Origin of the sequence: Micromonospora sp. NPDC047467 (genome assembly GCF_040643095.1) — a bacterium.
Taxonomy (GTDB): domain Bacteria; phylum Actinomycetota; class Actinomycetes; order Mycobacteriales; family Micromonosporaceae; genus Micromonospora.
In genome coordinates, this window is sequence record NZ_JBEYTO010000005.1 from 12,326 (window position 1) to 34,308 (window position 21,983).

The 21,983-nt window shown below is 71.5% G+C and carries 23 protein-coding genes; 5 read left to right on the forward strand and 18 right to left on the reverse strand.

Annotated elements, in window-relative coordinates:
• Positions 1-7: 7 nt before the first annotated feature.
• The 6 genes from valS to ABZ780_RS15510 form a co-directional block, all read right to left on the reverse strand.
• Positions 8-2,572 carry a valine--tRNA ligase gene (gene valS, locus ABZ780_RS15485; RefSeq protein ID WP_357007195.1) on the reverse strand — a complete coding sequence of 855 codons (2,565 nt, stop codon included), beginning with the start codon at positions 2,570-2,572 and terminating at the stop codon, positions 8-10.
• Positions 2,573-2,627: 55 nt separating this feature from the next.
• The gene (locus tag ABZ780_RS15490) at positions 2,628-4,508 is read right to left on the reverse strand and encodes an ABC transporter ATP-binding protein (RefSeq protein WP_357486435.1); all 1,881 of its coding nucleotides are present in this window, start codon (positions 4,506-4,508) and stop codon (positions 2,628-2,630) included.
• Positions 4,505-6,343, reverse strand: coding sequence for an ABC transporter ATP-binding protein (locus ABZ780_RS15495; RefSeq protein WP_357007201.1), 1,839 nt, complete (start codon positions 6,341-6,343; stop codon positions 4,505-4,507). Before ABZ780_RS15495 ends, ABZ780_RS15490 begins: the two co-directional genes overlap by 4 nt.
• Positions 6,344-6,380: 37 nt before the next feature.
• Positions 6,381-6,890: a methylated-DNA--[protein]-cysteine S-methyltransferase gene (locus ABZ780_RS15500; RefSeq protein WP_357007204.1), complete on the reverse strand. Its 510-nt coding sequence runs from the start codon at positions 6,888-6,890 to the stop codon at positions 6,381-6,383.
• On the reverse strand, positions 6,887-8,410 hold the full coding sequence (locus tag ABZ780_RS15505; RefSeq protein ID WP_357007207.1) for an AlkA N-terminal domain-containing protein: 1,524 nt from the start codon (positions 8,408-8,410) through the stop codon (positions 6,887-6,889). The genes ABZ780_RS15500 and ABZ780_RS15505 overlap by 4 nt, the downstream gene beginning before the upstream one ends.
• A gap of 157 nt (positions 8,411-8,567) precedes the next feature.
• Entirely contained in the window at positions 8,568-9,968 is a 1,401-nt protein-coding gene (locus tag ABZ780_RS15510; RefSeq protein ID WP_357007210.1) for an FAD-binding oxidoreductase, read from the reverse strand.
• A 198-nt stretch (positions 9,969-10,166) separates the two neighbouring features.
• Here ABZ780_RS15510 and ABZ780_RS15515 point away from each other — a divergent pair, with 198 nt between their 5' ends.
• A complete protein-coding gene (locus ABZ780_RS15515) occupies positions 10,167-10,580 on the forward strand; it encodes a helix-turn-helix domain-containing protein (protein WP_357007213.1) in 414 nt (137 codons plus the stop codon).
• Positions 10,581-10,595: 15 nt separating this feature from the next.
• Here the strand turns inward: ABZ780_RS15515 and ABZ780_RS15520 are convergent, their stop codons facing one another.
• Both ABZ780_RS15520 and ABZ780_RS15525 read right to left on the reverse strand, forming a co-directional pair.
• On the reverse strand, positions 10,596-11,090 hold the full coding sequence (locus ABZ780_RS15520) for a hypothetical protein (protein WP_357007216.1): 495 nt from the start codon (positions 11,088-11,090) through the stop codon (positions 10,596-10,598).
• The gene (locus ABZ780_RS15525; protein ID WP_357007219.1) at positions 11,087-11,596 is read right to left on the reverse strand and encodes a SigE family RNA polymerase sigma factor; all 510 of its coding nucleotides are present in this window, start codon (positions 11,594-11,596) and stop codon (positions 11,087-11,089) included. The genes ABZ780_RS15520 and ABZ780_RS15525 overlap by 4 nt, the downstream gene beginning before the upstream one ends.
• Before the next feature lie 139 nt (positions 11,597-11,735).
• Here ABZ780_RS15525 and ABZ780_RS15530 point away from each other — a divergent pair, with 139 nt between their 5' ends.
• Together ABZ780_RS15530 and ABZ780_RS15535 are read left to right on the forward strand one after the other, a co-directional pair.
• On the forward strand, positions 11,736-12,242 hold the full coding sequence (locus ABZ780_RS15530; protein ID WP_357007222.1) for a hypothetical protein: 507 nt from the start codon (positions 11,736-11,738) through the stop codon (positions 12,240-12,242).
• A gap of 95 nt (positions 12,243-12,337) precedes the next feature.
• Positions 12,338-13,072, forward strand: coding sequence for a peptidase E (locus ABZ780_RS15535; RefSeq protein WP_357007225.1), 735 nt, complete (start codon positions 12,338-12,340; stop codon positions 13,070-13,072).
• Between the two features lie 7 nt (positions 13,073-13,079).
• On the opposite strand, the gene ABZ780_RS15540 is transcribed toward ABZ780_RS15535, so the two are convergent.
• Genes ABZ780_RS15540 through ABZ780_RS15565 form a run of 6 tightly spaced genes read right to left on the reverse strand, consistent with a single transcriptional unit; the run spans position 13,080 to position 15,845 of the window.
• Entirely contained in the window at positions 13,080-13,427 is a 348-nt protein-coding gene (locus ABZ780_RS15540) for a hypothetical protein (protein WP_357007229.1), read from the reverse strand.
• Between the two features lie 29 nt (positions 13,428-13,456).
• Positions 13,457-14,011: a nucleotidyltransferase domain-containing protein gene (locus ABZ780_RS15545; protein WP_357007232.1), complete on the reverse strand. Its 555-nt coding sequence runs from the start codon at positions 14,009-14,011 to the stop codon at positions 13,457-13,459.
• Positions 14,008-14,610 carry an exonuclease gene (locus tag ABZ780_RS15550; protein ID WP_357486437.1) on the reverse strand — a complete coding sequence of 201 codons (603 nt, stop codon included), beginning with the start codon at positions 14,608-14,610 and terminating at the stop codon, positions 14,008-14,010. The genes ABZ780_RS15545 and ABZ780_RS15550 overlap by 4 nt, the downstream gene beginning before the upstream one ends.
• The gene (locus ABZ780_RS15555; RefSeq protein WP_357007236.1) at positions 14,607-15,098 is read right to left on the reverse strand and encodes a hypothetical protein; all 492 of its coding nucleotides are present in this window, start codon (positions 15,096-15,098) and stop codon (positions 14,607-14,609) included. Before ABZ780_RS15555 ends, ABZ780_RS15550 begins: the two co-directional genes overlap by 4 nt.
• 8 nt (positions 15,099-15,106) lie before the next feature.
• Positions 15,107-15,424 (reverse strand): hypothetical protein, encoded by a 318-nt coding sequence (locus ABZ780_RS15560; protein ID WP_357007238.1) that lies wholly within the window; start codon positions 15,422-15,424, stop codon positions 15,107-15,109.
• A 4-nt stretch (positions 15,425-15,428) separates the two neighbouring features.
• Positions 15,429-15,845, reverse strand: coding sequence for a YbaB/EbfC family nucleoid-associated protein (locus ABZ780_RS15565; RefSeq protein ID WP_357007240.1), 417 nt, complete (start codon positions 15,843-15,845; stop codon positions 15,429-15,431).
• Between the two features lie 161 nt (positions 15,846-16,006).
• Between ABZ780_RS15565 and ychF the strand changes: the two genes are divergently transcribed.
• Together ychF and ABZ780_RS15575 are read left to right on the forward strand one after the other, a co-directional pair.
• The gene (gene ychF / locus ABZ780_RS15570; protein ID WP_357007242.1) at positions 16,007-17,092 is read left to right on the forward strand and encodes a redox-regulated ATPase YchF; all 1,086 of its coding nucleotides are present in this window, start codon (positions 16,007-16,009) and stop codon (positions 17,090-17,092) included.
• A 928-nt stretch (positions 17,093-18,020) separates the two neighbouring features.
• Positions 18,021-18,203: an SDR family oxidoreductase gene (locus ABZ780_RS15575; RefSeq protein WP_357007244.1), complete on the forward strand. Its 183-nt coding sequence runs from the start codon at positions 18,021-18,023 to the stop codon at positions 18,201-18,203.
• A 185-nt stretch (positions 18,204-18,388) separates the two neighbouring features.
• Here the strand turns inward: ABZ780_RS15575 and ABZ780_RS15580 are convergent, their stop codons facing one another.
• The 4 genes from ABZ780_RS15580 to ABZ780_RS15595 all read right to left on the reverse strand — a co-directional run bounded on the left by ABZ780_RS15580 (position 18,389) and on the right by ABZ780_RS15595 (position 21,821).
• A complete protein-coding gene (locus ABZ780_RS15580) occupies positions 18,389-19,258 on the reverse strand; it encodes an AraC family transcriptional regulator (RefSeq protein WP_357007246.1) in 870 nt (289 codons plus the stop codon).
• Positions 19,259-19,421: 163 nt separating this feature from the next.
• On the reverse strand, positions 19,422-20,636 hold the full coding sequence (locus ABZ780_RS15585; RefSeq protein WP_357007248.1) for a GAF domain-containing SpoIIE family protein phosphatase: 1,215 nt from the start codon (positions 20,634-20,636) through the stop codon (positions 19,422-19,424).
• Between the two features lie 172 nt (positions 20,637-20,808).
• A complete protein-coding gene (locus ABZ780_RS15590; protein ID WP_357007250.1) occupies positions 20,809-21,183 on the reverse strand; it encodes a VOC family protein in 375 nt (124 codons plus the stop codon).
• Positions 21,184-21,242: 59 nt separating this feature from the next.
• On the reverse strand, positions 21,243-21,821 hold the full coding sequence (locus ABZ780_RS15595; RefSeq protein WP_357007252.1) for a hypothetical protein: 579 nt from the start codon (positions 21,819-21,821) through the stop codon (positions 21,243-21,245).
• Positions 21,822-21,983: the final 162 nt, after the last annotated feature.

Consider the following 21,983-nt stretch of genomic DNA (forward strand, 5'->3'; position numbering starts at 1 on the left):
GCTCCGGTCAGAACGCGCAGGCGATGACGAGTTCCGGGGTGCGGTCGGGGAGCAGGTCGAGCTTGCCGATCCGACCGGCCGCGCGCAGGTCGTCGGCGACCAGGGTGAGCTGTTCCAGCAGTTCGGCCGGGCCGAGCGCCTCGGCCAGCGGCACCTCCGCCTTCATCGACAGCTTCCGCTCGGACTTGGCCCGCCGCACCTGACTCAACGCGTCACCGGCCAGCCGCAGCAGCGCCGGCTCGCCCGTCCCCTCGATAGCCCGGGCCACCTCGTACGTGGTGGGCCACGTCGCGCGGTGCACCGAGCCGTACCGCCACCACGACCAGACCTCCTCGGTGACGTACGGCAGCACCGGCGCGAACAGCCGTAGCTGCACCGACAGCGCCGAGGCCAGCGCCGCCCGCGCCGATTCGGCCCCCGCTCCGGTGCCGTACGCGCGTTCCTTGACCAACTCGATGTAGTCGTCGCAGAACCGCCAGAAGAACGCCTCGGTCACCTGCAACGCGGCCGTGTGGTCGTACGCGTCGAAGGCGGCGCCCGCGGCGGTGACCACGGTGGCCAGTTCGGCGAGCATCGCCCGGTCCAGCGGGGCGGTCGCCGGGGTGCGCAACGCGTCCGCGGCACCCAGCCCGAGGGCGAACTTCGACGCGTTGAGCAGCTTGGTGGCCAGCCGTCGGCCGACCTTGATCTGCGCCGGGTCGAAGGCCAGGTCCATCCCGGGCTTGCCGCTGGCCGCCCAGTAGCGCACCGCGTCCGAGCCGTGCTGCTCCAGCAGCGCCAGCGGGGTGACCACGTTCCCCTTGGACTTCGCCATCTTCTTGCGGTCCGGGTCGAGGATCCAGCCGGAGAGCACGGTGTCCCGCCAGGGCAGCACCCCGTGCTCGAAGTGCGAACGGACCACGCTGGAGAAGAGCCAGGTCCGGATGATCTCCTGCCCCTGCGGGCGGAGGTCCATCGGGAAGACCCGCGCGAACAGGTCCGGGTCGGTCTCCCAACCGCCGACGATCTGCGGGGTCAGCGACGAGGTGGCCCAGGTGTCCAGCACGTCCGGGTCGCCGACGAAGCCACCCGGCTGGCCGCGCTGTGACTCGTCGTAGCCGGGCGCCGGATCACTGGACGGGTCGACCGGCAGCGCCGACTCGTCCGGCGTGAGAGGGTGGGACCAGTCCGGCTCGCCAGCGTTGTCGAGCCGGTACCACACCGGCACCGGCACCCCGAAGAAACGCTGGCGGCTGACCAGCCAGTCTCCGGTGAGGCCACCCACCCAGTGGTCGTAGCGGTGCTTCATGTGCGCCGGCACCCAGTGCAGCTCCTCGCCCCGGGCCAGCAGCGTCGCCCGCAGTTCGGCATCCCGGCCGCCGTTGCGCAGATACCACTGCCGGGTCGAGACGATCTCCAGTGGCCGGTCGCCGCGCTCGTAGAACTTGACGGGGTGGGTGATCGGGCGGGGCTCGCCGATCAGGTCACCGGCGTCGGCCAGCATCCCGACGATCTCCCGGCGGGCGCCGTTGACGGTCTGCCCGGCCAGCGCCGCGTACGGCTGTGCCGGCACCCCGGCCGGCGGCTCGGGCAGCAACCGGCCGTCCCGGCCGATCACCACCCGGGTGGCCAACCGCAGCTCACGCCACCAGGTCACGTCACTCAGGTCGCCGAACGTGCAGACCATGGCGACGCCGGTGCCCTTGGCGGGGTCGGCGAGCGGATGCGCGTGCACCGGCACCTCGACGTCGAACAGCGGGCTGCGCACCGTGCCGCCGACCAGGTCGGCGTACCGCTCGTCGTCGGGGTGGCAGACCAGCGCCACGCAGGCCGGCAACAACTCGGGTCGGGTGGTGTCAATGAGCACCTCACGCCCGGCCGGGCCGGTGAACCGCAGCCGGTGGTAGGCGCCGGGCCGCTCCCGGTCCTCCAGCTCCGCCTGGGCGACCGCGGTGGCGAAGCCGACGTCCCACAGCGTCGGCGCCTCCGACTGGTACGCCTCACCCCGCAGCAGGTTGCGCACGAACGCCCGCTGGCTCGTCGAGCGGGCCACCCGCCCGATCGTCGTGTACGTCAGGGACCAGTCCACCGAGAGCCCCAGCCGCCGCCAGAGCGCCTCGAAGACCTGCTCGTCGGCGACCGTCAACCGCTCGCACAGCTCGATGAAGTTGCGCCGCGAGATCGGGGTGGGGTCGCGGCGTGCCGCCTCGTCGATCGGCGTCGCCGGTGGCCGCCACACCGGGTCGTACGGCAGCGCCGGATCGCAGCGCACCCCGTACACGTTCTGCACCCGACGTTCGGTGGGCAGGCCGTTGTCGTCCCACCCCATCGGGTAGAAGACCACCTTGCCGCGCATCCGCTGGTATCGCGCGACGGTGTCGGTGTGCGTGTACGAGAAGACATGACCCATGTGCAGCTCGCCCGACACGGTCGGCGGCGGGGTGTCGATGGCGTACACGTCGGCGCGCTTCTTGGAGCGGTCGAACGCGTACGTGCCCTCCTCCTGCCAGCGGCGCGCCCAGCTCTCCTCGAGCCCGTCCAGGGTCGGGCGCTCGGGGACACTGGTGCGGGCGGTCCTCGCCGAATCGGTCATCCTGCGATCGTAGGCACCGCCGGGGTGCCGGGCCACGTAGTTGCGCATCGCTGGTTCAGACCAGCGAGTCGCGCCACTGCCGGTGCAGGGCCGCGTACCGGCCGTCGGCCTCGGCCAGCACGGCGGGCGGGCCGTCCTCGACGACCCGCCCACCGTCGAGGACGAGCACCCGGTCGGCGGTCTCCACCGTGGAGAGTCGGTGCGCGATCACCAGGGCGGTCCGGTCCCGCAGGATGGTGCTGAGTGCCCGCTGCACCAGCCGTTCGGTCGGCACGTCCAACGAGGACGTCGCCTCGTCCAGGATCAGCACGGTCGGGTCGGCCAGGAACGCCCGGGCGAACGCGACGAGCTGCCGCTGCCCGGCGGAGAGCCGACCGCCGCGCCGGTGCACCTGCGTGGCGTACCCGTCGGGCAGCGCGGCGATGAAGTCGTGCGCGCCGATCGCCCGCGCGGCAGCCTGCACCGCGGCGTCGTCCGCGCCCGGCCGACCGAACCGGATGTTCTCGGCCACGGTGCCGCTGAACAGGTGGTTCTCCTGGGTCACCAGCACCACCGCGCGGCGCAGGTCGACGTCGCTGACGTCGCGCAGGTCGACCCCGTCGAGCAGGACCGTGCCGGTGTCCGGGTCGTGGAAACGGGCGACCAGCTTGGCGATGGTGGACTTGCCCGCGCCGGTCGGCCCGATCAGCGCCACGGTCTGCCCGGCCGGCACGGTCAGCTCCAGCCCGGCGAGGATGGGGGTGTCGGCGCGGTAGCCGAACGAGACATCCCGGAAGGCCAGCTCACCGCGGCCGGGGCCGGTCGGCAGCGGCACCGGTCGGGTGGGCTCGGCGACGCCGGGCCGCTCGTCGAGCACCCCGGCCAGCTTCTCCAGCGCGGCGGTGGCCGACTGTAGCGAGTTGTAGAACTGGCTCAACTCCTGCATCGGCTCGAAGAAGCGGCGCAGGTAGAGCAGGAACGCGGCGAGCACGCCAACCTCGGTCCGCCCGTCGAGGACCCGCCAGCCGCCGTAGCAGAGCACCACCGCGATCGTGACGTTGCCGATCAGCTTGATCGCGGGGGAGTACGTGGCGATCAGGCGGAACGCGTGCAGGCTGGTACGTCGGTAGTCGTCGCCGAGCGCCACGAAGATCCGCTGGTTGCGCGGCTCCCGGCGGAACGTCTGCACCGCGCGGATACCCCGCATCGACTCGACGAAGTGCACGATGACCAGCGCGACGGCTTCCCGGGTCCGCCGGTACGCGCCGGCCGACGCCCGCGCGAACCAGCGGGAGAGCAGGAACAGGAACGGGAACGCGAGCAGCGTCACCGCGGCCAGCGGCAGGTCCAGCCAGAGCAGGATGGCGGCCACCGACAGGATCGACAGCGCGGCCAGCACGAGGCTGTCGATCCCGCCGTCGACCAGTTCGGCGATCGAGTCCAGGTCACTGGTGAGCCGGGAGACCATCCGGCCGGAGGTGTAGCGCTCGTGAAAGCCCACGGACAGTCGCAGGAAGTGCCCGAACACCCGCTGCCGCAGGTCCAGCAGGACGGCCTGGCCGATCCGGGCGGAGAGGGCGAGGAACCCGCGGCGGGCCACGTACTCGGTCACCGCGGCGACGGCGAACGCCCCGGCGACGGCGGCGAGCGGGCCGGCGTCACCGGCCCGCAGCGGCGCGATGCCCCGGTCGATGCCGACCATGACCAGGTACGGCCCGGCCATCGCGGCGGCGTTCTGGGCCAGCAGCAGGCCGACCGCGCCGGCGAGTCGTCGTCGGTGCGGTCGGAGCAAATCGGCCAGGAGGATCCGGCTGTGCCGGCGCAGTCGGGCCATGGCCTCGGGGGTGGTCTCCTCGGCCCGGCTCCGGTCGGCCTCCGGGTCGGTGGCCGTGCCGCGCCAGCGGGTCAGCTCCGGTTCTTCCTCCGGCGGGGGGTCGGCCTGCCTCGGCACGGTCACGAGTGCACCAACCCCCACCCGTCCGAGGGGAACGGGCGCGGGCCGGTGGCTCCGGTTGGTGGCGGTCGCCTCGGTGGCGGCTCGGCGGCGAGCAGCGCCCGGTACGCGGGCACGGTGGCCAGCAGCTCGGAATGCCGGCCGATCGCGGCGATCCGCCCGCCGTCGAGCAGGGCGACCCGGTCAGCCAGCGAGATCGTCGAGGGCCGGTGCACCACCAGCAGCGCGGTGCTGTTGCGCAGAACCTGCCGCAGCGCCGCCTCGACCAGCGCCTCGGTGTGTACGTCCAGGGCGGACAGCGGATCGTCGAGCACCAGCAGCGCCGGCCGGCCGAGCACCGCCCGGGCGAGCGCCAGCCGCTGGCGCTGACCCCCGGAGAGCGACAGCCCCTGCTCGCCCACACGGGTGGACAGGCCCCACGGCAGGTCGTACGCGAAATCGGCCTGGGCGAGCGCGAGGGCCGCGCGGACCTCGTCGTCGTCGGCGTCCGGGCGGCCCAGGGTGAGGTTCTCCCGCACCGACATGGAGAAGAGCGTGGGTTCCTCGAACGCCACCCCGACCAGTCGACGCAGCGAGTCCAGCCGAAGGTCGCGCAGGTCGTGCCCGTCCAGGGTGATCCGGCCGCCGGTCACCTCGTGCAGCCGGGGCACGAGGGAGAGCAACGTGCTCTTGCCGCAGCCGGTGGCGCCGACCAGGGCCAGCGTCTCGCCCGGCTCGATGGTCAGGTCGATCTCGCGCAGCACCGGCGCGGCGGTGCCCGGGTAGCGGAAGGCGACGCGCTCGAAGCGGAGCCTCCCGTGCACCGCGTCCCGCGCCAGGGCGAGCGCCCCGGGGTTGTCCACGATCTGGGGCGGGGTGTCCAGCACCTCCTGGATCCGGTCGGCGGCGGTCGCCGCCTCCTGGCCGTTGGCGATGATCCAGCCCAGCGACTGCACCGGCCAGATGAGCATCAGTTGCAGGCTGGCGAACGCGACCAGCTCGCCGATGGTGAGCACACCCCGCGCGGCGGCCGCCGCCCCGGCCACCAGCACCACGCCCAGCGTCACGTTGGGCACCAGGTCGAGCAGCGCCGCGGTGTTCGCCAGCAGCCGGCCCTTGCCGACGCCGGTGTCGTGCAGTGTCCGGGCGCCACCGGCGAAGCGGGCGGCCAGTTCGGGCCCCCGACCGTACGCCTTCATGGTGCGCAGGCCCTGCGCGGTCTCCTCGACCATCGTCGCCACGTCGCCCTGCTGGTCCTGCATCCGGCGGGACGCGGTGTGGTAGTGCCGACCGAACCGTCGGGTGATCAGCAGCAGCGGCACCGCGCTGGCCGCGACCAGCAGCCCGAGCGCCGCGTGCAGCCGGATCAGCAGCACTACCACGACCACGTAGGTGACCAGGTTGAGCACCAGGAAGAAGACGCCGAACGACAGGAACCGGCGGATCACCGACAGGTCGCTGGTGATCCGCGAGAGCAGTTGGCCGGACTGCCAGCGGTCGTGGAAGCTGGCCGGCAGCCGTTGCAGGTGGGCGTAGACGTCGGCGCGCAGGGCCGCCTCCATGCCCACCGCCGAGGACGACTGCACCCAGCGGCGGATGAAGATGAGCACCGCCTCGACCACGCCGAGCAGCAGCGCCAGGCCGCCGAGTTGGAGCAGACCGGTGGGTTCGTGCCGGGCCACCGGCCCGTCCACCACCCGCTGCACCACCAGGGGTACGGCGATGCTGGCGGCCGTGCCGGCGAGCCCCGCGACCAGCAGCCAGACGAATTCGGCGGCGTACGGGCGCAGGTAGCGGCGCAGCCGCCAGAGGTTGTGCACGGGGTGGGGGGCCGGGTCGCCGTCGCTCTCCACAGGCACTACCCGACGGTAGCGTCAATGGATGGCGATGCTTCTGTCAGCTTGTTGTCAACCGGCGCTCATGACCGAGAAGCCACGTCTTCACGTCCAGCCCCCAGCGGTAGCCACCGAGCGTGCCGTCGGTCCGCAGGACCCGGTGGCAGGGGACGAACAGCGCCGCCGCGTTGCGGGCGCAGGCAGCCGCGGCGGCCCGCACCGCCGGTGGCCGACCGGCCAGCGCCGCGTACCCGGTGTAGGTGACCGGGGTGCCGGCCGGAACCTCGCGCAGCACCTGCCAGGCGTGCGCCATGAACACGCCGCCGGTGTGCTGCCGCACGGGAACCGCGTCGATGGCGGCGAGATCACCGTCCAGGTAGGACCGGACCGCAGCGGAGGCGAGCCCCAGGTCGGCGCGCTGCCGCAGCGGTGCGCGCAGCGTCGGGTGGATCAGGGGCAGCAGGGCCGCCGGGTCCGGGGTGAAGCCGGCCGCGAGGACGTCGCCGTCCGGGCCGGCGAGGATGCTCAGCGGGCCGGTCGGGGTGGTCATTACGGTGCTGTCGATGCTCATGCCGCTCTCCAGAGTCTGATCGTGGCGTAGGACCGCCAGGGCCGCCAGCGTTCGGCGTGCGCGTGGAGGGTGGTGTCGGGCAGGCCGAGGGCGACCGCGCCGCGCCGGACCGCGAGGTCGGTGTCGAGCAGGACGTCCGGGTCGCCGAGGGCGCGCAGGGCGAGGTACTTGGCGGTCCACGGGCCGACGCCGGGCAAGGCGAGCAGCCGCCGCACGGTGTCCTCTCGATCCACTCCCGGCGCCAGGTCGAGCGTCCCGTCGGTGACAGCCCGCGCCAACCCCCGCAAGGTCTCCCGCCGCGCCGCCGGCATCCCAAACCCCGAGTCCGGCAAGCCCAAAAGATCCCCAGCGCCCAAAAACCCCCGAAGCCCCCCCACCCCGTCCCCCGCCCCAGTCCCCCGCCCCCCGTCGCCGTCGCCCCGTTGATCATGAAGTTGTTGTCCCGACGCGCCGGTGTCAGTGGCAACAACTTCATGATCAACGCGGTCGTGGGCGGTCAGGAGGCGCGTGAGGGTTTTTTGGGCTGCGGTGACCGAGATCTGTTGGCCGACGATGGCTCTTACCGCCATCTCGAAGCCGTCTACCGCGCGGGGCAGACGGATTCCTGGCTCTGCCGCCACCACCGGGGCCAGCGCTGGGTCCGCCGCGAGTGTGCCGTCGACGGCGGTCGGGTCCGCGTCCAGGTCGAGCAGGCGACGACAGCGGGCCACCGCCGGCGCCAGGTCACGCAGGTCGGTCAGGCGCAGCGTCGCCGCCACGTACCCGTCCGCCGGGGTCAGCGCCACCTGGCCGGTGCCGTGCGGCAACCGCAGACCCCGGTGGTACGTCCCGTCACGGACCTCGTCCACCCCGGGCAGGGCCCGTACCGCGAGGAAGTCCAGCAGCGCCCCGGCGTGCAACGGCGGTCGGTACGCCAGCCGGAGCGTGATCGTTCCCGCCCCGGCCGTCGCCTCGGGTCGGCCACGGGCCGTGCGCAGTTCCGACGGTGCGCTCGCGTACACCTCGCGGACCGTGTCGTTGAACTGCCGCACGCTGCCGAAGCCCGCGGCGAACGCGATCTCGGCCATCCCCAGGTCGGTCGTCTCGATCAGGATCCGGGCGGTCTGCGCCCGCTGGGCCCGGGCCAGCGCGAGCGGCCCGGCGCCCATCTCGGTGTGCAGCATCCGGTGCAGGTGCCGCTCGGTGTAGCCGAGGCGGGCAGCCAGTCCGGGTACGCCGTCCCGGTCGACAACCCCGTCGGCGATCAGCCGCATCGCCCGACCGACCACGTCGGCGCGAGCGTCCCACTCCGGCGAGCCGGGTGCGGCGTCCGGCCGGCAGCGGCGGCAGGCGCGCAGACCTGCGCCCTGCGCGGCGGCGGCGGACGGGAAGAACCGGACGTTCTGTCGCTTCGGGGTGGTCGCCGGGCAGGACGGCCTGCAGTAGATCCCGGTGGACGTCACGCCGGTGTAGAACCAGCCGTCGAACCGCTGGTCACGGCTGTCCACAGCCCGGTAGCACCGCTCGAAGTCCATCTCCACGTCACCGATGATGCCCCGCCCGGATGGCCGCCGGCTGGCGGGAATCGGACCTGGGCGTGCGCGGCGGCGCACGGCCCGCCTGCCCGCTGCCGGCGGGGGCGCCACCGGCGGCGTCGGAGGTCCCACCGGCCGGACCGGGCCCCGGTCCGGCCAGTGTTCAGCGGCGGCGTCGGTGGGGCTGGCCGGACCGGCCGGACCGGGCCGACTGGCCGGATCGGGCCGACTGGCCGGATCGGGCCGGGCTGGCGGCGGTCAGCAGGGCTGGCCGGAAGACGCCGTCCGGGTCGTACCGCTTCCACAGCCGCCGCACCCGGACGCCGGTCTCGCCCGGGTAGATCCGGGCGAACGCAGCCGTGTCCGGTCGGCTCTCGAAGTTGAGGTACTCGCCGTCGACGTGCGCGGCGACGCCCCGCCAGGCGGCGTCCAAGGCCGCGCCGCCCTGGGGCGGGAACACCGAGGCGACGACCAGGGTGTTCTGGTGCCGGTGGCGGTAAGCGGTCGCGTCCGGGGCGACGTCGTTGACCGCCCCGCCGACCGAGCGCAGTTGGATCACCGCTCGACCCGGCCCGGTCACCGCACGCATCACGGCCCGTGCGCCGGCGTCGTTCAGCTCGGTGAACAGGCCGTTGGTCGTCGTGCTGCGCTGCTGCCCGACGTTCGGGTGCAGGTGCGCGGTCGGCACCAGGGCCGGGTAGGGCAGCAGGTCGGTGCGGTGTTCGAGCACCTTTCCGATGGCCAGCAGCGGCTCCACCAGCGGCCGGGCGCGGCGCAGACTCTCGGTGGCCGCCACGGCGGTGACAGACATGAGGGTCGAGCGTCCCTCCGCGAACACCACGGCCGCAGCGGACAACTCCCGGGGAGCCTGTGCCAGGTAGCTCGACCACTCCCGAAGGGTGCGGCCGTCCGGGTGCGCCTCGACGACGAGTTGCGTCACCCCGACGTTGCGCTGCTCGGCGGCCTCGATCTCGAACGCCACCACGATGCCCGCCCCCGCGCCCGCGCCCCGGACGAGCCAGAACAGCTCCGGCTCGTGCTCCGCGTCCGCGCGGACCAGCGTCCCGTCCGCGAGCACCACCTCCACCGCGCGGACACGGTCGATGGTGAGGCCGTAGGAGCGCACCAACCAGCCGACGCCGCCGCCGGTGGCCAGGCCGCCGACGCCGACGTTGCCGTGGTCGCCCGAGCTGACCACCAGGCCGTACGGGGCCAGCGCCGTCGCGACGTTCGCCCAGCGGGCGCCGGCCTCGATCCGGACCAGGCCGGACCGTTCGTCGAGCACCCGCACGCGGTTGAGCATCGACAGGTCGATGACCAGCCCACCGTTGTTCGAGGACGCCCCGGAGAGCCCGTGCCCGCCGCTGCGGACGGCGATCGGCAGCCGCTGCTCCCGCGCGTAGCGGATCGCGTCGACCACCTGCGCGGTGCTCTTCGGCAGGAGGACGGCGGCCGGCGAAGCCGGCGTGGTGTACGTCGAGCGCAGTTGCGCGTACCGGCGGTCGCCGGGGGTGACGATCTGCCCGGTCAGCGAGTCGGGCACCCGGGCCAGGGTGTTGGTCATCGCTGCCCCCTCTGTTCACGGACCGCTGCCCGTCCGCCCGCGGCCGCCCGGGTCGGGTGTCGTGTCTCGCCCAGTTTGTCCGCAGACGGATCGAGGCTCACGCCGATGGTGATCGGCTGTCCGTAATCGGTCATGGGTCAAGAGTGGGCGGCGGCAGCGGCCTTGGCAAACTGAGGGTTAGCTACTAATCTTCAGTAAGTGACCAGCGAGGCGCAGGCCGCCGCTCTGCGGCGTTACCAGGGAATCGACGACTCCAGCTGCCGCACCTTCCAGGACGCGCTCGAGTTGGTCGGTCGGCGGTGGACCGGAGCCATCCTGCTCGCCGCCATGCGCGGCGCACGTCGTTTCGGGGAGTACCGGGCGGGGGTGACCGGGATCTCCGATCGGCTGCTCGCCCAGCGGCTCAGGGAGCTGGAGGCCGACGGGTTGATCGAGCGCACTGTCGTTCCGACGTCGCCGGTGCAGATCCTCTACGCCCCGACCCGGGACGGCCGGGAGTTGATGCTGCTGCTCCAGCCGCTGGTCGACTGGAGTCACCGGAGGCGCGACGGCCACCCGGCCGACGACGGCGGCCCGGCCGGCCAGGCCGAGCGGAGAAGCCGCCCGGCCTGACCGGATCTGATCAACTCACCGGGCCGGTTGCCCCGCAGGTCCGAGCGGGCTCGGGCTGACCGCCGGAAGTCCCGGCGGGGGTGCGCCCGGCGCGCCGACCGGTCCGCCGCCCGGCACGCCGGGCGGTCCTAGCGGGCTCGGCTCGACGGTCAGCTGGGCCGGGCTCGGCACGCCGGGCGGCCCGGGAACGACGGTGGGTTCGACGGTCGGTCGCGCCGGCACGCCGGGCGGTCCGGGTACGGCGGCCGGGTCGGCCGGGTTGGGCACCGCCGCCGGGCCGGCTGGGCTGGGCACGGCCGGTCTGGGCTGGTCCGAGCCGGTAGCGGCGAGGGCGATGGGTGCCGCGATCAGGATGGCGGCCACGGTGCCCACCGCACCCAACGTCACAGTGGCTCGACGCCGGCGGCGCACCCGCCGTTCCGCTCGGCTCAACAGGTCATGCACGATCGGTGCCTCCTCGGCCAGGTCGGTGAGGGTGGAGCGGATGAGGTGCTCGAAGGAGTCGGTCATCGCCGTACCTCCAGCAGTTCGATCTCCGGCAGGAGTTCCCGCAGTCGGGTGACCGCCCGGTGGGTACGGCTGCGCACGGTGCCCACCGAACAGCCCAACAGTTCGGCGACCCGGGCTTCGGGCAGGTCCTCGTAGTAGCGCAGCACCACGACCGCCCGTTGGGCCGGCGGCAGGTGCCGCAGCGCGGCGCGCATCGCCAACCGCACGTCCGACCCGCCGCTCGGGTCGGCGCCGACCGGCTCGTCCGCCGGGTTGAGCGGCGTCTCCCGCCACCGGCGCAGGCGCCGCCACCAGCTGATCTGCTGGCGGTACATGACGACGCGCAGATATCCCTCGGGATCGGTGTGCCGGATGGTTCCCCATTTCGGGATGGCCCGCGCCAACGCCGACTGGAAGAGGTCCTCGGCCGCGGTGCGGTCCCCGGTCAGCAGGTACGCGACCCGCATCAGCGCCGGAGTTCGGCTGCCGACGAACTCGGCCAGCCGGGCTCGTTCGTCCTCGTCCACCCACCACCCCCGTTTCGTTGTCACCCCTACAGACGCCCCAGGTCATCGTCGCTATCCACGATCGACGGATTGTTTTCCGCCCGAAAGTGTCGGTCGTGCCGGGTAGCGTCCGGCCACCAACTCAAGAAGGGGTGCGGCGATGGCGAGCGTGGCGGGTAGGGCGGCGGCGTCGACACCTGGCGCTTTCCCGCCGCTGCCCCGGGCGGTCGTGCAGTCCTTCTACCGCCGCATGCGCGCTGTCGCGCCAGCCGCCGTCGGCGCCATCGAGCGGGACCGGGCCGCCGACCCCGAGCAGGCGTTCTCCGATACCGCCTGCGGCCGGCTGGTTCGCTCCCTCGACGACGCGGGCCTGCGGGCGCTCGGCATGTGGACGCACCACTGGTGCATGCGGTTCTACGACGACGACACCCGGCCCGGCCGGCGGCTTGTCCGCGAGATCGCCGCCCGGCCCGGGCTGGGCTGGACGGCCGACGAGGTGCGCTGGATGCTGCGCGAGTCGGTCTGGGCCGGGCCGGGCGCCGCCGAACGGTTCACCCTGCCCGGTGCCGCCGCCGCGCAACTGCCCCCGGCCGACCGGCCCCTCGACGAGCTGCCGCCGGGGCACTGGCCCGAGGCCCGGGTGCCCCGCCAACGGCGGCCTGACTGACCGACGCTGCGCTGGCCGCACGCGCGCCGCGCAGCCGGCCACCGGCCGGCTGCGGCAGGATGGACGCCGCACCGCACCAACGAAAGGGACGCCCGATGCCCGCCAGCGAACCGACCATCCTCGCCACCAGCATGGGTTTCCGCCGGGGCGACCGGGGGCCGATGGATCTGCGCCCCGGCCCGGTCTTCAAGCTGGCGGCCGAGCTGGCCGAGGCCGGCCCGCAGCCGCGGATCTGCTACCTGGGGCAGGCCGTCGGGGACCAGCCCACCTCGCTGACCGCCGTCTACGGGGCGTTCGCCGACACCCGGTTCCGCGTGTCGCACCTGGCGCTGTTCCCGATGCCGAACGTCGACGACGTCCGCGCCCACCTGCTCGCCCAGGACGTGATCTGGGTTGGTGGTGGCAGCGTCGCCAACCTGGTTGCGGTCTGGCGGGTGCACGGGCTCGGCGAGATCCTGCACGAGTGCTGGCAGGCCGGCGTGGTGCTGGGTGGAGTCTCCGCCGGCTCGATCTGCTGGCATGTGGGCGGCGCCACCGACAGCTTCGGCCTTCGACTGCGCGGCTTCACCGAAGGGTTGGGCTGGCTGCCGTACGGCAACGGGGTGCACTACGACAGCGAAGACCAGCGGCGACCGCTGATGCACCAGCTGGTCGGCGACGGGACACTGCCGACCAGCCACTGCACCGACGACGGGGTCGGCCTGGTCTACCGGGGGACCCGGCTGGTCGAGGCGGTCGCCGACCGCGAGGGCGTCTCGGCGTACGAGGTCAGCCGCACCGCGGACGGCAGCGTTCAGGAGACGGTCATCGCCCCACGCCTGCTCGGCTGAGCGCCGGTCAGACCCGGTCCTCGAACGCGGCGCACACGGTGGCCCGCGCCTGTGGCCCCTCGATCGCCCGCAGCAGCTCCCGGGCCAGGGCGATCTGGTGCCCCTCGTCGACCGCCTTGTCCATCGGGGTCAGCTCCACGCGCCACCGGAAGTAGAGGTAGTCGTCCTCGTCGGTGGCGGCCAGCCGCGGGTCGGCGTCCTCGTTGGGGTTGATCTCCAGCAGGTTGCCGCGTACGTCCACCGAGTCCCGGCGGTAGGGCACCGCGTCGGGCAGCCGGGTGCGGATCAGGTCCAACAGCTCCGCCGCCGTCAGCGGGCCGTCGACCATGATGAGGAACTGCAACGTCGTCTGCACGTCTGCCACCCTGCCAGATGCGGATCCGCTCAATCGAGCGGGAGGAACGGGCCGTTGTCGAACTTGCCGCCCCGGCGCAACACCGAGAACTGCACCTTGTGCGGTACGTGCGTGTCCATCAGCTCGCGCCGCAGGTGGGTGAAGTCGGTGCCCAGGTCGAAGCTGGCGAGCTGACCGTTCTCGTTGATCCGGCGCAGCATCGTCTTGCGCAGCCGGGTCCCGTCCGGTGCCCGGGACAGGGAACGTTCAGCGAGGTCGAAGAAGGTCTTGTCGTCGACGATGAGCGCCACGTCGATGTCGGAGTCGGGGCGGGCGGTGCCGCGTACCCGGCTGCCGTGGGCGACCAGGTCACCGTCGGGCAGCCCGGCCTGCCGCTGCGTCTGCCGGGCACCTCGGGTGAACCGGGTCCACTGTCGTTCGGTGAAACCCTGCGGAATCCGGCGGGCGGCCCGGGTGGTCGCCGCCTCGGCCGCTTCGCCCGCCACGTCGTCGGCCCGCCGCATCATGCTCCGGGCGGCCTGCGCCACGATGCCCCGGGCAGCCGTCGTGGCGCCGTCCGGCAGGTCCCGCCGATGCCCTGTCACGCCGGCTCGTCCGACTGCCCGCGGCGCTGTACCGCGTCGTCGTTCAGGCGTCGGTGGCGTAGAACCGCGTCGAAGACCTGTGCCAGCTCGGCGGCGTCCTCGCCGGCATGGTGGGTGTGCGGCACGTCGTGCAGGCCCAGCTCGTGCTTGATCTTGCCCTTGCGGGTCTGGACCCACTCGCTGCCGGTCAGCCCCATCCAGTAGCTGCGCAGGTCGACGCCGGAGCCGGTGGCACCGAACGGGCTGTGGCCGACGAAGCGGACGAAGTACCAGTGCACGAACATGCCGTCCCAGACGGCGGGTGCGGCGAGGAAGACCGGACGGCCGATCCGGCGTAGCCCGTTGACCCAGGCCGCCGCCGCGGACATCGCCTCCTGTGCGGTGGGCGCTTCGCGGAGCAGGCGGTCCCGGTCCAGACCCGACACGGCCAGCGCGGCCGGGACGAACTCGTCGGAGATGGGACGCAGTTCGGTGTAGAAGGTCAGATCCGGGCGTCCGGCCACGGCCATGCCCAGCGAGATCATGCTGTACGGCCCGGGGATCGGCCCGTCCGCCTCCACGTCGACGCCGATGTACAGCTCGGGTAGGGGAGAGGTCATCCCAGCACCACCCCGATGGCCTGGTCGATCAGCATGTTGAGGACGATGTCGGTGAGCTTTTTGAAGACCGGGATCTCCAGCAACGAGGCACCGAACGTCGGCGCGGCCGTCGCGATCGCCTGGATGATCTGCACCAACAGGATGACCAACTGGACGATCACGTTGATCTTCAGGGCGAGGACGATCAGCGCGCACACGAAGAGCGTCGCGGCCACCATCTGCGCGCCTGTGCCACCGTCCCGCAGCACCGAGATCGCCGAGCCGTTGGCCTCCCAGCGCTGTTGGAACGCGGTCAGCGCGTCGCCCTGGTTGCCGGCCAGCACCCGCTGCGCGGCCGCCGTGCCCTCCGCCGCCGCGTTGTTCAGCGAGTCGGCCATCTCCATCCACATCTGGCCGAGCTCGAACAGTTTTGTCTCGTCCGACTTGGGCCAGGTGTAGCCCAGCTCGTTGAGCAGGCCGGCGAGTTCGCCGGGCAGCATGATGCCCATCGACCCGCCTACCAGCTCATTGTCGTGAACTGGGCGTCGTTGTCCTGCTCGACCAGGTCGTACTGGTCGGCCATCAGGCTCAACCCGTCACCGAAGCCGCGCAGCCCGTCGACGACCGACCCGAGGCACTCCGCCGCGATCTCCTCGGCCACCTGGTACGACATGCCGATCAGACCGCCCACGTCGTCGTCGCCGAAGATGTCGCCCATCGAGGCCGTCCGTGCGCGCAGCGCCTCCCACTGCGCGGCGAGCTGCTCGGCCACCGCCGTCAGGTGACCGCCGCCCTGCCGCAGCGCGGGTGGATGCACCTGCAGGTCGTCGCGCATGTCGTCACCTCGCTGCCTGCTGGATGCGCCGCACCGCGTCGGTGAGGGCATCGGTCATCGCCGCCATGCTGCGTACCGACTCGTTCTGCAACTCGTCGAGCTGCTGGCCCAGGGCCACCGGGTCCACCGTGGGCGCGTCCGCCGCCTCGCCGGCCTGGAGCCGCAGGTCGTCGAGCGCGGCGTTGACCGCCAGGGTGATCTGCTCGCCGAGCACCTCGGCGCCCATCCGCAGGGCGCGCGGGTCCACCGTCACCGACTCGATGCGCTGGCCGACCGCCACGACCTCGACCTGCCCGCCCGCCGCGGATCCGCTGGCCCGTGCCGGCTGGGCGCTCACGCCGTCGTCGGGAGCCTGACCGGTCGACCGCATCGACGCCAGCGCCTGTCGGGTCTGCTGGAACAGTCGGTCGAATTCCGTCACCTGGTCCACAACGCCCCCTAACGTCGCACGTGACATCGAAGAGGGTAGCAACGGGACTCCAGTGCCGGGACGCGCTAGGGCGCGACCACGGCTGGCGCGGTCCGGGCCGAATCGGAGCCGCCTGGACCGGTCCGGTTGGCACCGGCGTAAGCTGGCCCGTCGTGAGTCTCACCATCGGCATCGTCGGCCTGCCCAACGTCGGCAAGAGCACGCTTTTCAACGCGTTGACCAAGAACGACGTGCTGGCGGCGAACTACCCGTTCGCCACCATCGAGCCCAACGTCGGCGTGGTCGGGCTCCCCGACGAGCGGCTGGGCAAGCTGGCCGAGATCTTCTCCTCGCAGAAGGTGCTGCCTGCGCCGGTGTCGTTCGTCGACATCGCCGGCCTGGTGCGCGGCGCGTCGAAGGGGCAGGGCCGGGGCAACGCGTTCCTGGCCAACATCCGGGACGCCTCGGCGATCTGCCAGGTCGTGCGGGCCTTCTCCGACCCGAACGTGGTGCACGTCGACGGCAAGGTCTCCCCGGCCGACGACATCGAGACGATCAACACCGAGCTGATCCTCGCCGACCTGCAGACCCTCGACAAGGCGCTGCCGCGGTTGGAGAAGGAGGCCAAGCTCCGCAAGGACCGCCTGGCCGCGGTCGCCGCCGCGAAGGCGGCCATCGAGGTGCTCGACGGCGGCACCACCCTCTACTCCGGGGCCGCCGCCGCCAAGATCGAGCTGGAGCACCTGCGCGAGCTGCACCTGCTCACCACCAAGCCCTTCCTGTACGTCTTCAACGTCGACGAGGCCGAGCTGGCCAACGAGACGTTCCTCGACGAACTGCGTGCCCTGGTCGCCCCTGCCGAGGCCATCTTCATGGACGCCAAGATCGAATCTGAGCTGGTGGACCTGCCCGAGGAGGAGGCCCGCGAGCTGCTGGAGTCGATCGGGCAGAACGAGCCCGGTCTCAACCAGCTCGTCCGGGTCGGCTTCCGCACCCTCGGCCTCCAGACGTACCTCACCGCCGGCCCCAAGGAAGCGCGCGCCTGGACCGTCCCGGTCGGCGCCACCGCGCCGGAGGCCGCGGGCGTCATCCACAGCGACTTCCAGCGCGGCTTCATCAAGGCCGAGGTGGTCTCCTTCAACGACCTGGTCGAGCACGGATCGATGGCGGCGGCCAAGGCGGCGGGCAAGGTCCGCATCGAGGGCAAGGAGTACGTCATGCAGGACGGCGACGTGGTGGAGTTCCGCTTCAACGTCTGATCCCCGCCGCTCAATCACGTGTCCCGTAGGCCCTGGAGGGCGTGCGAAGGTAGGCGTCCGAGATTGAATCCAGCCGCGACCACCCGTCCTAGCGCAGATCGATTCGGCTGTCGCCGACGGGATCTGCTGCACCAGCGGTGACCGACGGAATCCGTTGACGACAAGTTGTTTGCCGAGTTCAGCTCCGAGTTGACCGAACAGGCGAAGCCGAGCCATACGTGGGCCGTTCTTTGCCTCCGTCCCATGCTTAGATTGGGCGCATGGCACCCTCTGGTCGCTGGCTGCTCGTGCACGTCACCACGGTGGCCGTGCTGCTGGTCATATTTGTGTTCCAGGTTTTCGCCTTACGCTCCTCGGACGCTGGACCGACCGCGAGTATGGCCTTGGCTCTATCGGGCCTGCCACTGTTAGCACTCGGGTTGCCCTGGTCATTGCACTATGTGGTCAGTCCCTACACATACTCAACCGTGGCCTTGGCCATGCTGGGGATGGCGGGGCCGGCGGTCCTCAACGTCGTCATCCACGTGTGGATCTTCGGGCTGAAGGGGCGGAGTTGGCGTGCACCTTGAGTGACTGTCCTGAGCGGGCAGTCACTTAGGTCAGAGCTGGCGATGGTTGCTTGGGACGAGGTGACGATTGGGCCGGACTGAGGGACTCGGCGGCGGTATTCCGACCGACAGCAGTGGCGGCGCGTCAATCGCAGAGCCGGAGAGGCAGCGAAGAGGCAGCGCGACGACGACTAGCGGAATGGCGGGAGACGAGGCAGGGCGCCAGGGTAGCCATGCTTGACGAAGTGGGACGACAGCAAAACGCATTAAATGATGTCCGTGCCCGCGTTCACACCCTGATCTAGGGTGCCAAGGAATGCTGACTGGCCTTTTCGCTGCTCAAGGCATCTCAACGCAGGGCAACTGGCTTTCTGAACCGTATGCGGGGGCCCGCCGACAGCAGCATTGACAGCAACCACCCGGGCCGAGGAAGGCCGCCGGCCACCGAACGGCTCGGGCGGCCGGAGGAGATCGCCGCCTTCGCCGCCTTCCTGCTCAGCGACGAGACCCGATTCATCACCGGAGCCGCACTCGCGACCGACGGCGGCCTCACCGCCGCCTGACGACGGCAGACATCAACGTCTGAATCCGGCCTGCTGTCGGCCGGGCCCTCAGGTTGGTGTCCGCCCTTGAGGATGGCCGCCGCCAGGGCTTGTGCTGCGGAGCGTCCACGTCCCGGCACCGGCCGCCTCCTCGCCGGGCGAGAGGAGGCAGCCGGTCCGGTTCGGTGCGTATCCCCGCAGACCCGTTACGCCGGTTCGACCGGTAGCCACAGCTCGCAGGTCGCGGTGCTGAAGTCGTCCGCGCGATCGAGGATGGCGACGATCGAGGGCCCCGGCCGCAGACGCCACGGGTTGGACGGGAACCATTCGGTCGCGGTCGCCGCCCAGGTGTCCTGTAGGGCCTGCGGATGGGGTCCGGAGGTGCGGAAGACGGCCCACGTGCCGGCCGGTACCTCGATGGCGTCGAGGTCGTGGGGGACCGGCGTGTCCTGGGACAGCGCGACCCCGTGCAGGTAGGTCAGTTCGCTGCCCTCGGCGGCGTCGGGGTCGAGCCCGTCGCTGACCTGGAGGAGGCCTCCGGGCTCGGTGTCGCTGAGGGCCTTCAGCCGGAGATGCTCCTGCGGCGGCAGCGCGGCGATGTGCTGTTGGATGTGTGGGTTGACGCCCTGGTGGATGAGCGGGACCCGGGCCGCGTGGCCGGCGAGCCGGAACGCGGGGCGGTCCACGATGCGAGTGTCCATGGGGATACTCCCTTCGACGGTCAGGCGGAACCTGAGCTGCGGTTGAGTGCGAAGGGGACCTCCGTCGCGGCGAACGTCACCGGGGTTGGCACCATGGACCGCCCGGAACGCCCGTCCGAACGCCTCGGTCGAGCCGTACCCGTAGCGGACGGCGATGCTCAGCAGATCGCCCTCCCCCCGAACGACGTCGGCAGCGGCGACGGTCATGCGCCGTCGGCGCACGTACTCCGACAGCGGCATGCCAGCCAACGACGAGAACATCCGGCGCAGGTGGTATTCGGTCGTGCCGAGTGCCTTCGCCAATCCGTTGACGTCGAACTCCTCGGTGAGGTGCTTCTCGACCAGGTCGACAAGCCTGTTGAGTGCCGCGATCACGAGGCCTCCCTTCGCCGTCAAGCCTGGCCGAGGAACCCCTGGCCGTGCCCGACCATAGAGGCCCGATCCGATCATGTACGGGGAACGCCGCGCAGCGGTGTCGCAGATCAGTTGGGACGGCACACCAGGCGGCGCGGGTGGCCGGCCTGCCGACGCACGTCGCTCAGGTGGCTGTCCGGCGGATGGCGAGCAGGGCGATGTCGTCGTTCGGGTTTTCGGTGTCGAGGGTTGCCATGACGGCGGCGCAGACGGTGTCGGCAGGCCCGACCGGAGCGGCAGCCATCAGGCGGGCGATGCCGATGTCGATCGGTTCGTCACGACGTTCGACGAGCCCGTCGGTGTAGCAGATCAGGACCGCGCCGGGCGGGAAGTCCGCCCCCGTACTGCGCCGTTGCGGTGTCCGGTAGCCAATGCCGAGCGGCGGGTCGACCTTGGCGGAGAGCAGGACGGCGGGTTGCCCGGGCACAACCATCACGGGGCGCAGGTGCCCCGCCAGGGAAACCTTGATGGTCGCGCCGTCCGGGGAGATCATCGCGTACAGCGCGGTGCTGAGGCTGCCGGTCTCGAAGTGGTTGACCTTCCGATCGAGGAGGGTCAGCGCCTCCGCCGGATCGTCCGAGACCAGTGCGTACGCCCGCAGCGCACTTCGGATCCGTCCCATCACCACGGCCGACTGCAATCCGTGCCCCGACACGTCACCGATGACCACTCCCAGCCACCCGGATGGCAGGGGGAAGACGTCGTACCAGTCGCCGCCCACACCGGAGACGTGACCGGGGACGTATCGGGCGGCCATCTCCAGATTCGGCACCTTGGGCAGCTCGGTGGGGAGCAAACTCCGTTGCAGGGCCAGCGCGGCGTTCTGGTCCAGGCTGTGCACACGGGCCTGGTTGGCCACGCCGATCCGGTCGGCGACGAGTTCGAGCAGCCGGACGTCGTCCGGGGCGAACCGGCGTGGAGTGAGGGTCCCGACGTGCAGGACGCCGATGAGGTCACCGCGCGCGAGGACCGGCACGCCGAGCAGAGACTTGATCCCGGCCTGCAACAGGACCGGGTTGACCACCTGCTCGGCGGTGACGTGTTCGATGATCACTGGCCGCCGGGTCAGGGCGATCCGGCCGGCGAAGCCCCGGCCGATGGAGACCCGGAAGGCTTGCCGGACCTCTTCTTCCAGCCCTTTGGCGGCGGTGGCCACGAGCTGCCGGGCGTGCACGTCGAGCAGCAGGATGGCGGCCGTGTCGACGCTCAGCAGTTCGCGGACCCGGTCGAGCAGCTCGTCGAAGAGGTCGGCGGCGTCGAGCCGAGACAGCGTCGCGTCGGTTACGGCCTCAATGCGGCGTAACCGCTCCGCGTCCGTGACACCGCTGGTCGCAACCACGCAATGATCGTAGCTGTGCCGTCCGCTGTTGCTGGTCGCGCGTTGGTCAAGCAATGTCCGGCAGTGGACTGCCCGCAGGCAGCTGGTTGCTCCGTGAGCCGCGCGGCAGTCCAGCCCGTTGATCAGGCACTACACGACGGAGAGCCGGGAGCGAGCTGTCTCGCCCGGCCGGCTACCGCTCGGCCCAGACGCCCAGCTCGTTGCCGCTGGGGTCGGTGAAGTGGAAACGCCGCCCGCCCGGGAACTCGTACGGCCCGTTCACCACGTGACCGCCGGCCTCCTTCACGGCCTGCACGGACCGGTCCAGGTCGCTGGAGTAGAGCAGCACGAGCGGGCCGCCTGCCCGGACTTCCTGGTCCACACGGAGACCGCCCACCTCGGGTGCGGACTCACCGTGCGGGCTCCGGATTCCGGCGTACCCCGGCCCGTAGTCGTTGAACTGCCAGCCGAACGCGTCGGCGTAGAAGCGCTTGGCCTGGGCGAGGTCGTCGACCGTGAACTCCACGTAGTCGATGGCGTGGTGTCGCTGGGGAGAAGACTCAGACATGCGCCGCATTGTGCGCGCGGGGTGTGACACGGTCGCCGACCGCGGAGCAGACGCGAGACTCAGTAGAGCTGTGGCGGCAGGCCCTTGCGGTCCACGACGGCCCGGACCTGCGCCTCCCACTTGAAGATCAGGTCGTTCCACTCGGGCGAGTCGAAGTAGTTCTCGATCGACCCGTCGAGGTCGAACTCGGGCATGTACATGCCGACCACGCCCTTCTGGAGCAGGCCCTCCTCAAGGACGGCCTTCTCGCGCAGGATCAGGATCGGCAGGCCTAGCTGGTACGCCATCGCGGGTTCGATGTGCGACCAGGGGCTGGTCAGCCAGGTGTCGTCCAGTCGGTAGCTCTTCAGGCCCGCGAGGTTGGTCCGGAAGTTGCCGCTGCCCGTCTCGATGTAGGTCCGCCGCAGGGCGATCGTGATGAGGCCGTTCGACTCCAGCATCAGCCGCCTGATCGCCTTCAGCGGGGCGTCCATGTCGTAGTCGGTGACGCCGAGGGTGCGCGGGGCAAACCCCCGAGAGTCGAGGTACGCGCACATCCGGTCGATGAACACGGCCTGCTCCCGCATGCACGGCTTGGGATAGCTCAAGAACACGGAGATCTTGAAGCGCCCTCGGCTGCCCTGCGTCTCCGCTGCCATCACTCTCCCTGACACGGTCGCCTGCGAGCCGGGCGATTCGATCTGAACCAGGGAGGCGATTCTAGGATCGCGTGGCGGTGCGGCGCGGCCCGCTGTCGGCAGCCCGACTGCCGAACGGAGGTCGACTCTGGCTCCTTGGGGTCGGGGTCGCACCCGTACTTC

Coding starts and splice junctions, on each gene's coding strand:
- valS (WP_357007195.1), bottom strand. CDS start 2,572: ATGACCGATTCGGCGAGGACCGCCCGCACCAGTGTCCCCGAGCGCCCG.
- ABZ780_RS15500 (WP_357007204.1), bottom strand. CDS start 6,890: ATGAGCATCGACAGCACCGTAATGACCACCCCGACCGGCCCGCTGAGC.
- ABZ780_RS15510 (WP_357007210.1), bottom strand. CDS start 9,968: ATGACCAACACCCTGGCCCGGGTGCCCGACTCGCTGACCGGGCAGATC.
- ABZ780_RS15520 (WP_357007216.1), bottom strand. CDS start 11,090: ATGACCGACTCCTTCGAGCACCTCATCCGCTCCACCCTCACCGACCTG.
- ABZ780_RS15530 (WP_357007222.1), top strand. CDS start 11,736: ATGGCGAGCGTGGCGGGTAGGGCGGCGGCGTCGACACCTGGCGCTTTC.
- ABZ780_RS15535 (WP_357007225.1), top strand. CDS start 12,338: ATGCCCGCCAGCGAACCGACCATCCTCGCCACCAGCATGGGTTTCCGC.
- ABZ780_RS15550 (WP_357486437.1), bottom strand. CDS start 14,610: ATGACCTCTCCCCTACCCGAGCTGTACATCGGCGTCGACGTGGAGGCG.
- ABZ780_RS15555 (WP_357007236.1), bottom strand. CDS start 15,098: ATGGGCATCATGCTGCCCGGCGAACTCGCCGGCCTGCTCAACGAGCTG.
- ABZ780_RS15560 (WP_357007238.1), bottom strand. CDS start 15,424: ATGCGCGACGACCTGCAGGTGCATCCACCCGCGCTGCGGCAGGGCGGC.
- ABZ780_RS15575 (WP_357007244.1), top strand. CDS start 18,021: ATGCGGGGGCCCGCCGACAGCAGCATTGACAGCAACCACCCGGGCCGA.
- ABZ780_RS15590 (WP_357007250.1), bottom strand. CDS start 21,183: ATGTCTGAGTCTTCTCCCCAGCGACACCACGCCATCGACTACGTGGAG.
- ABZ780_RS15595 (WP_357007252.1), bottom strand. CDS start 21,821: ATGGCAGCGGAGACGCAGGGCAGCCGAGGGCGCTTCAAGATCTCCGTG.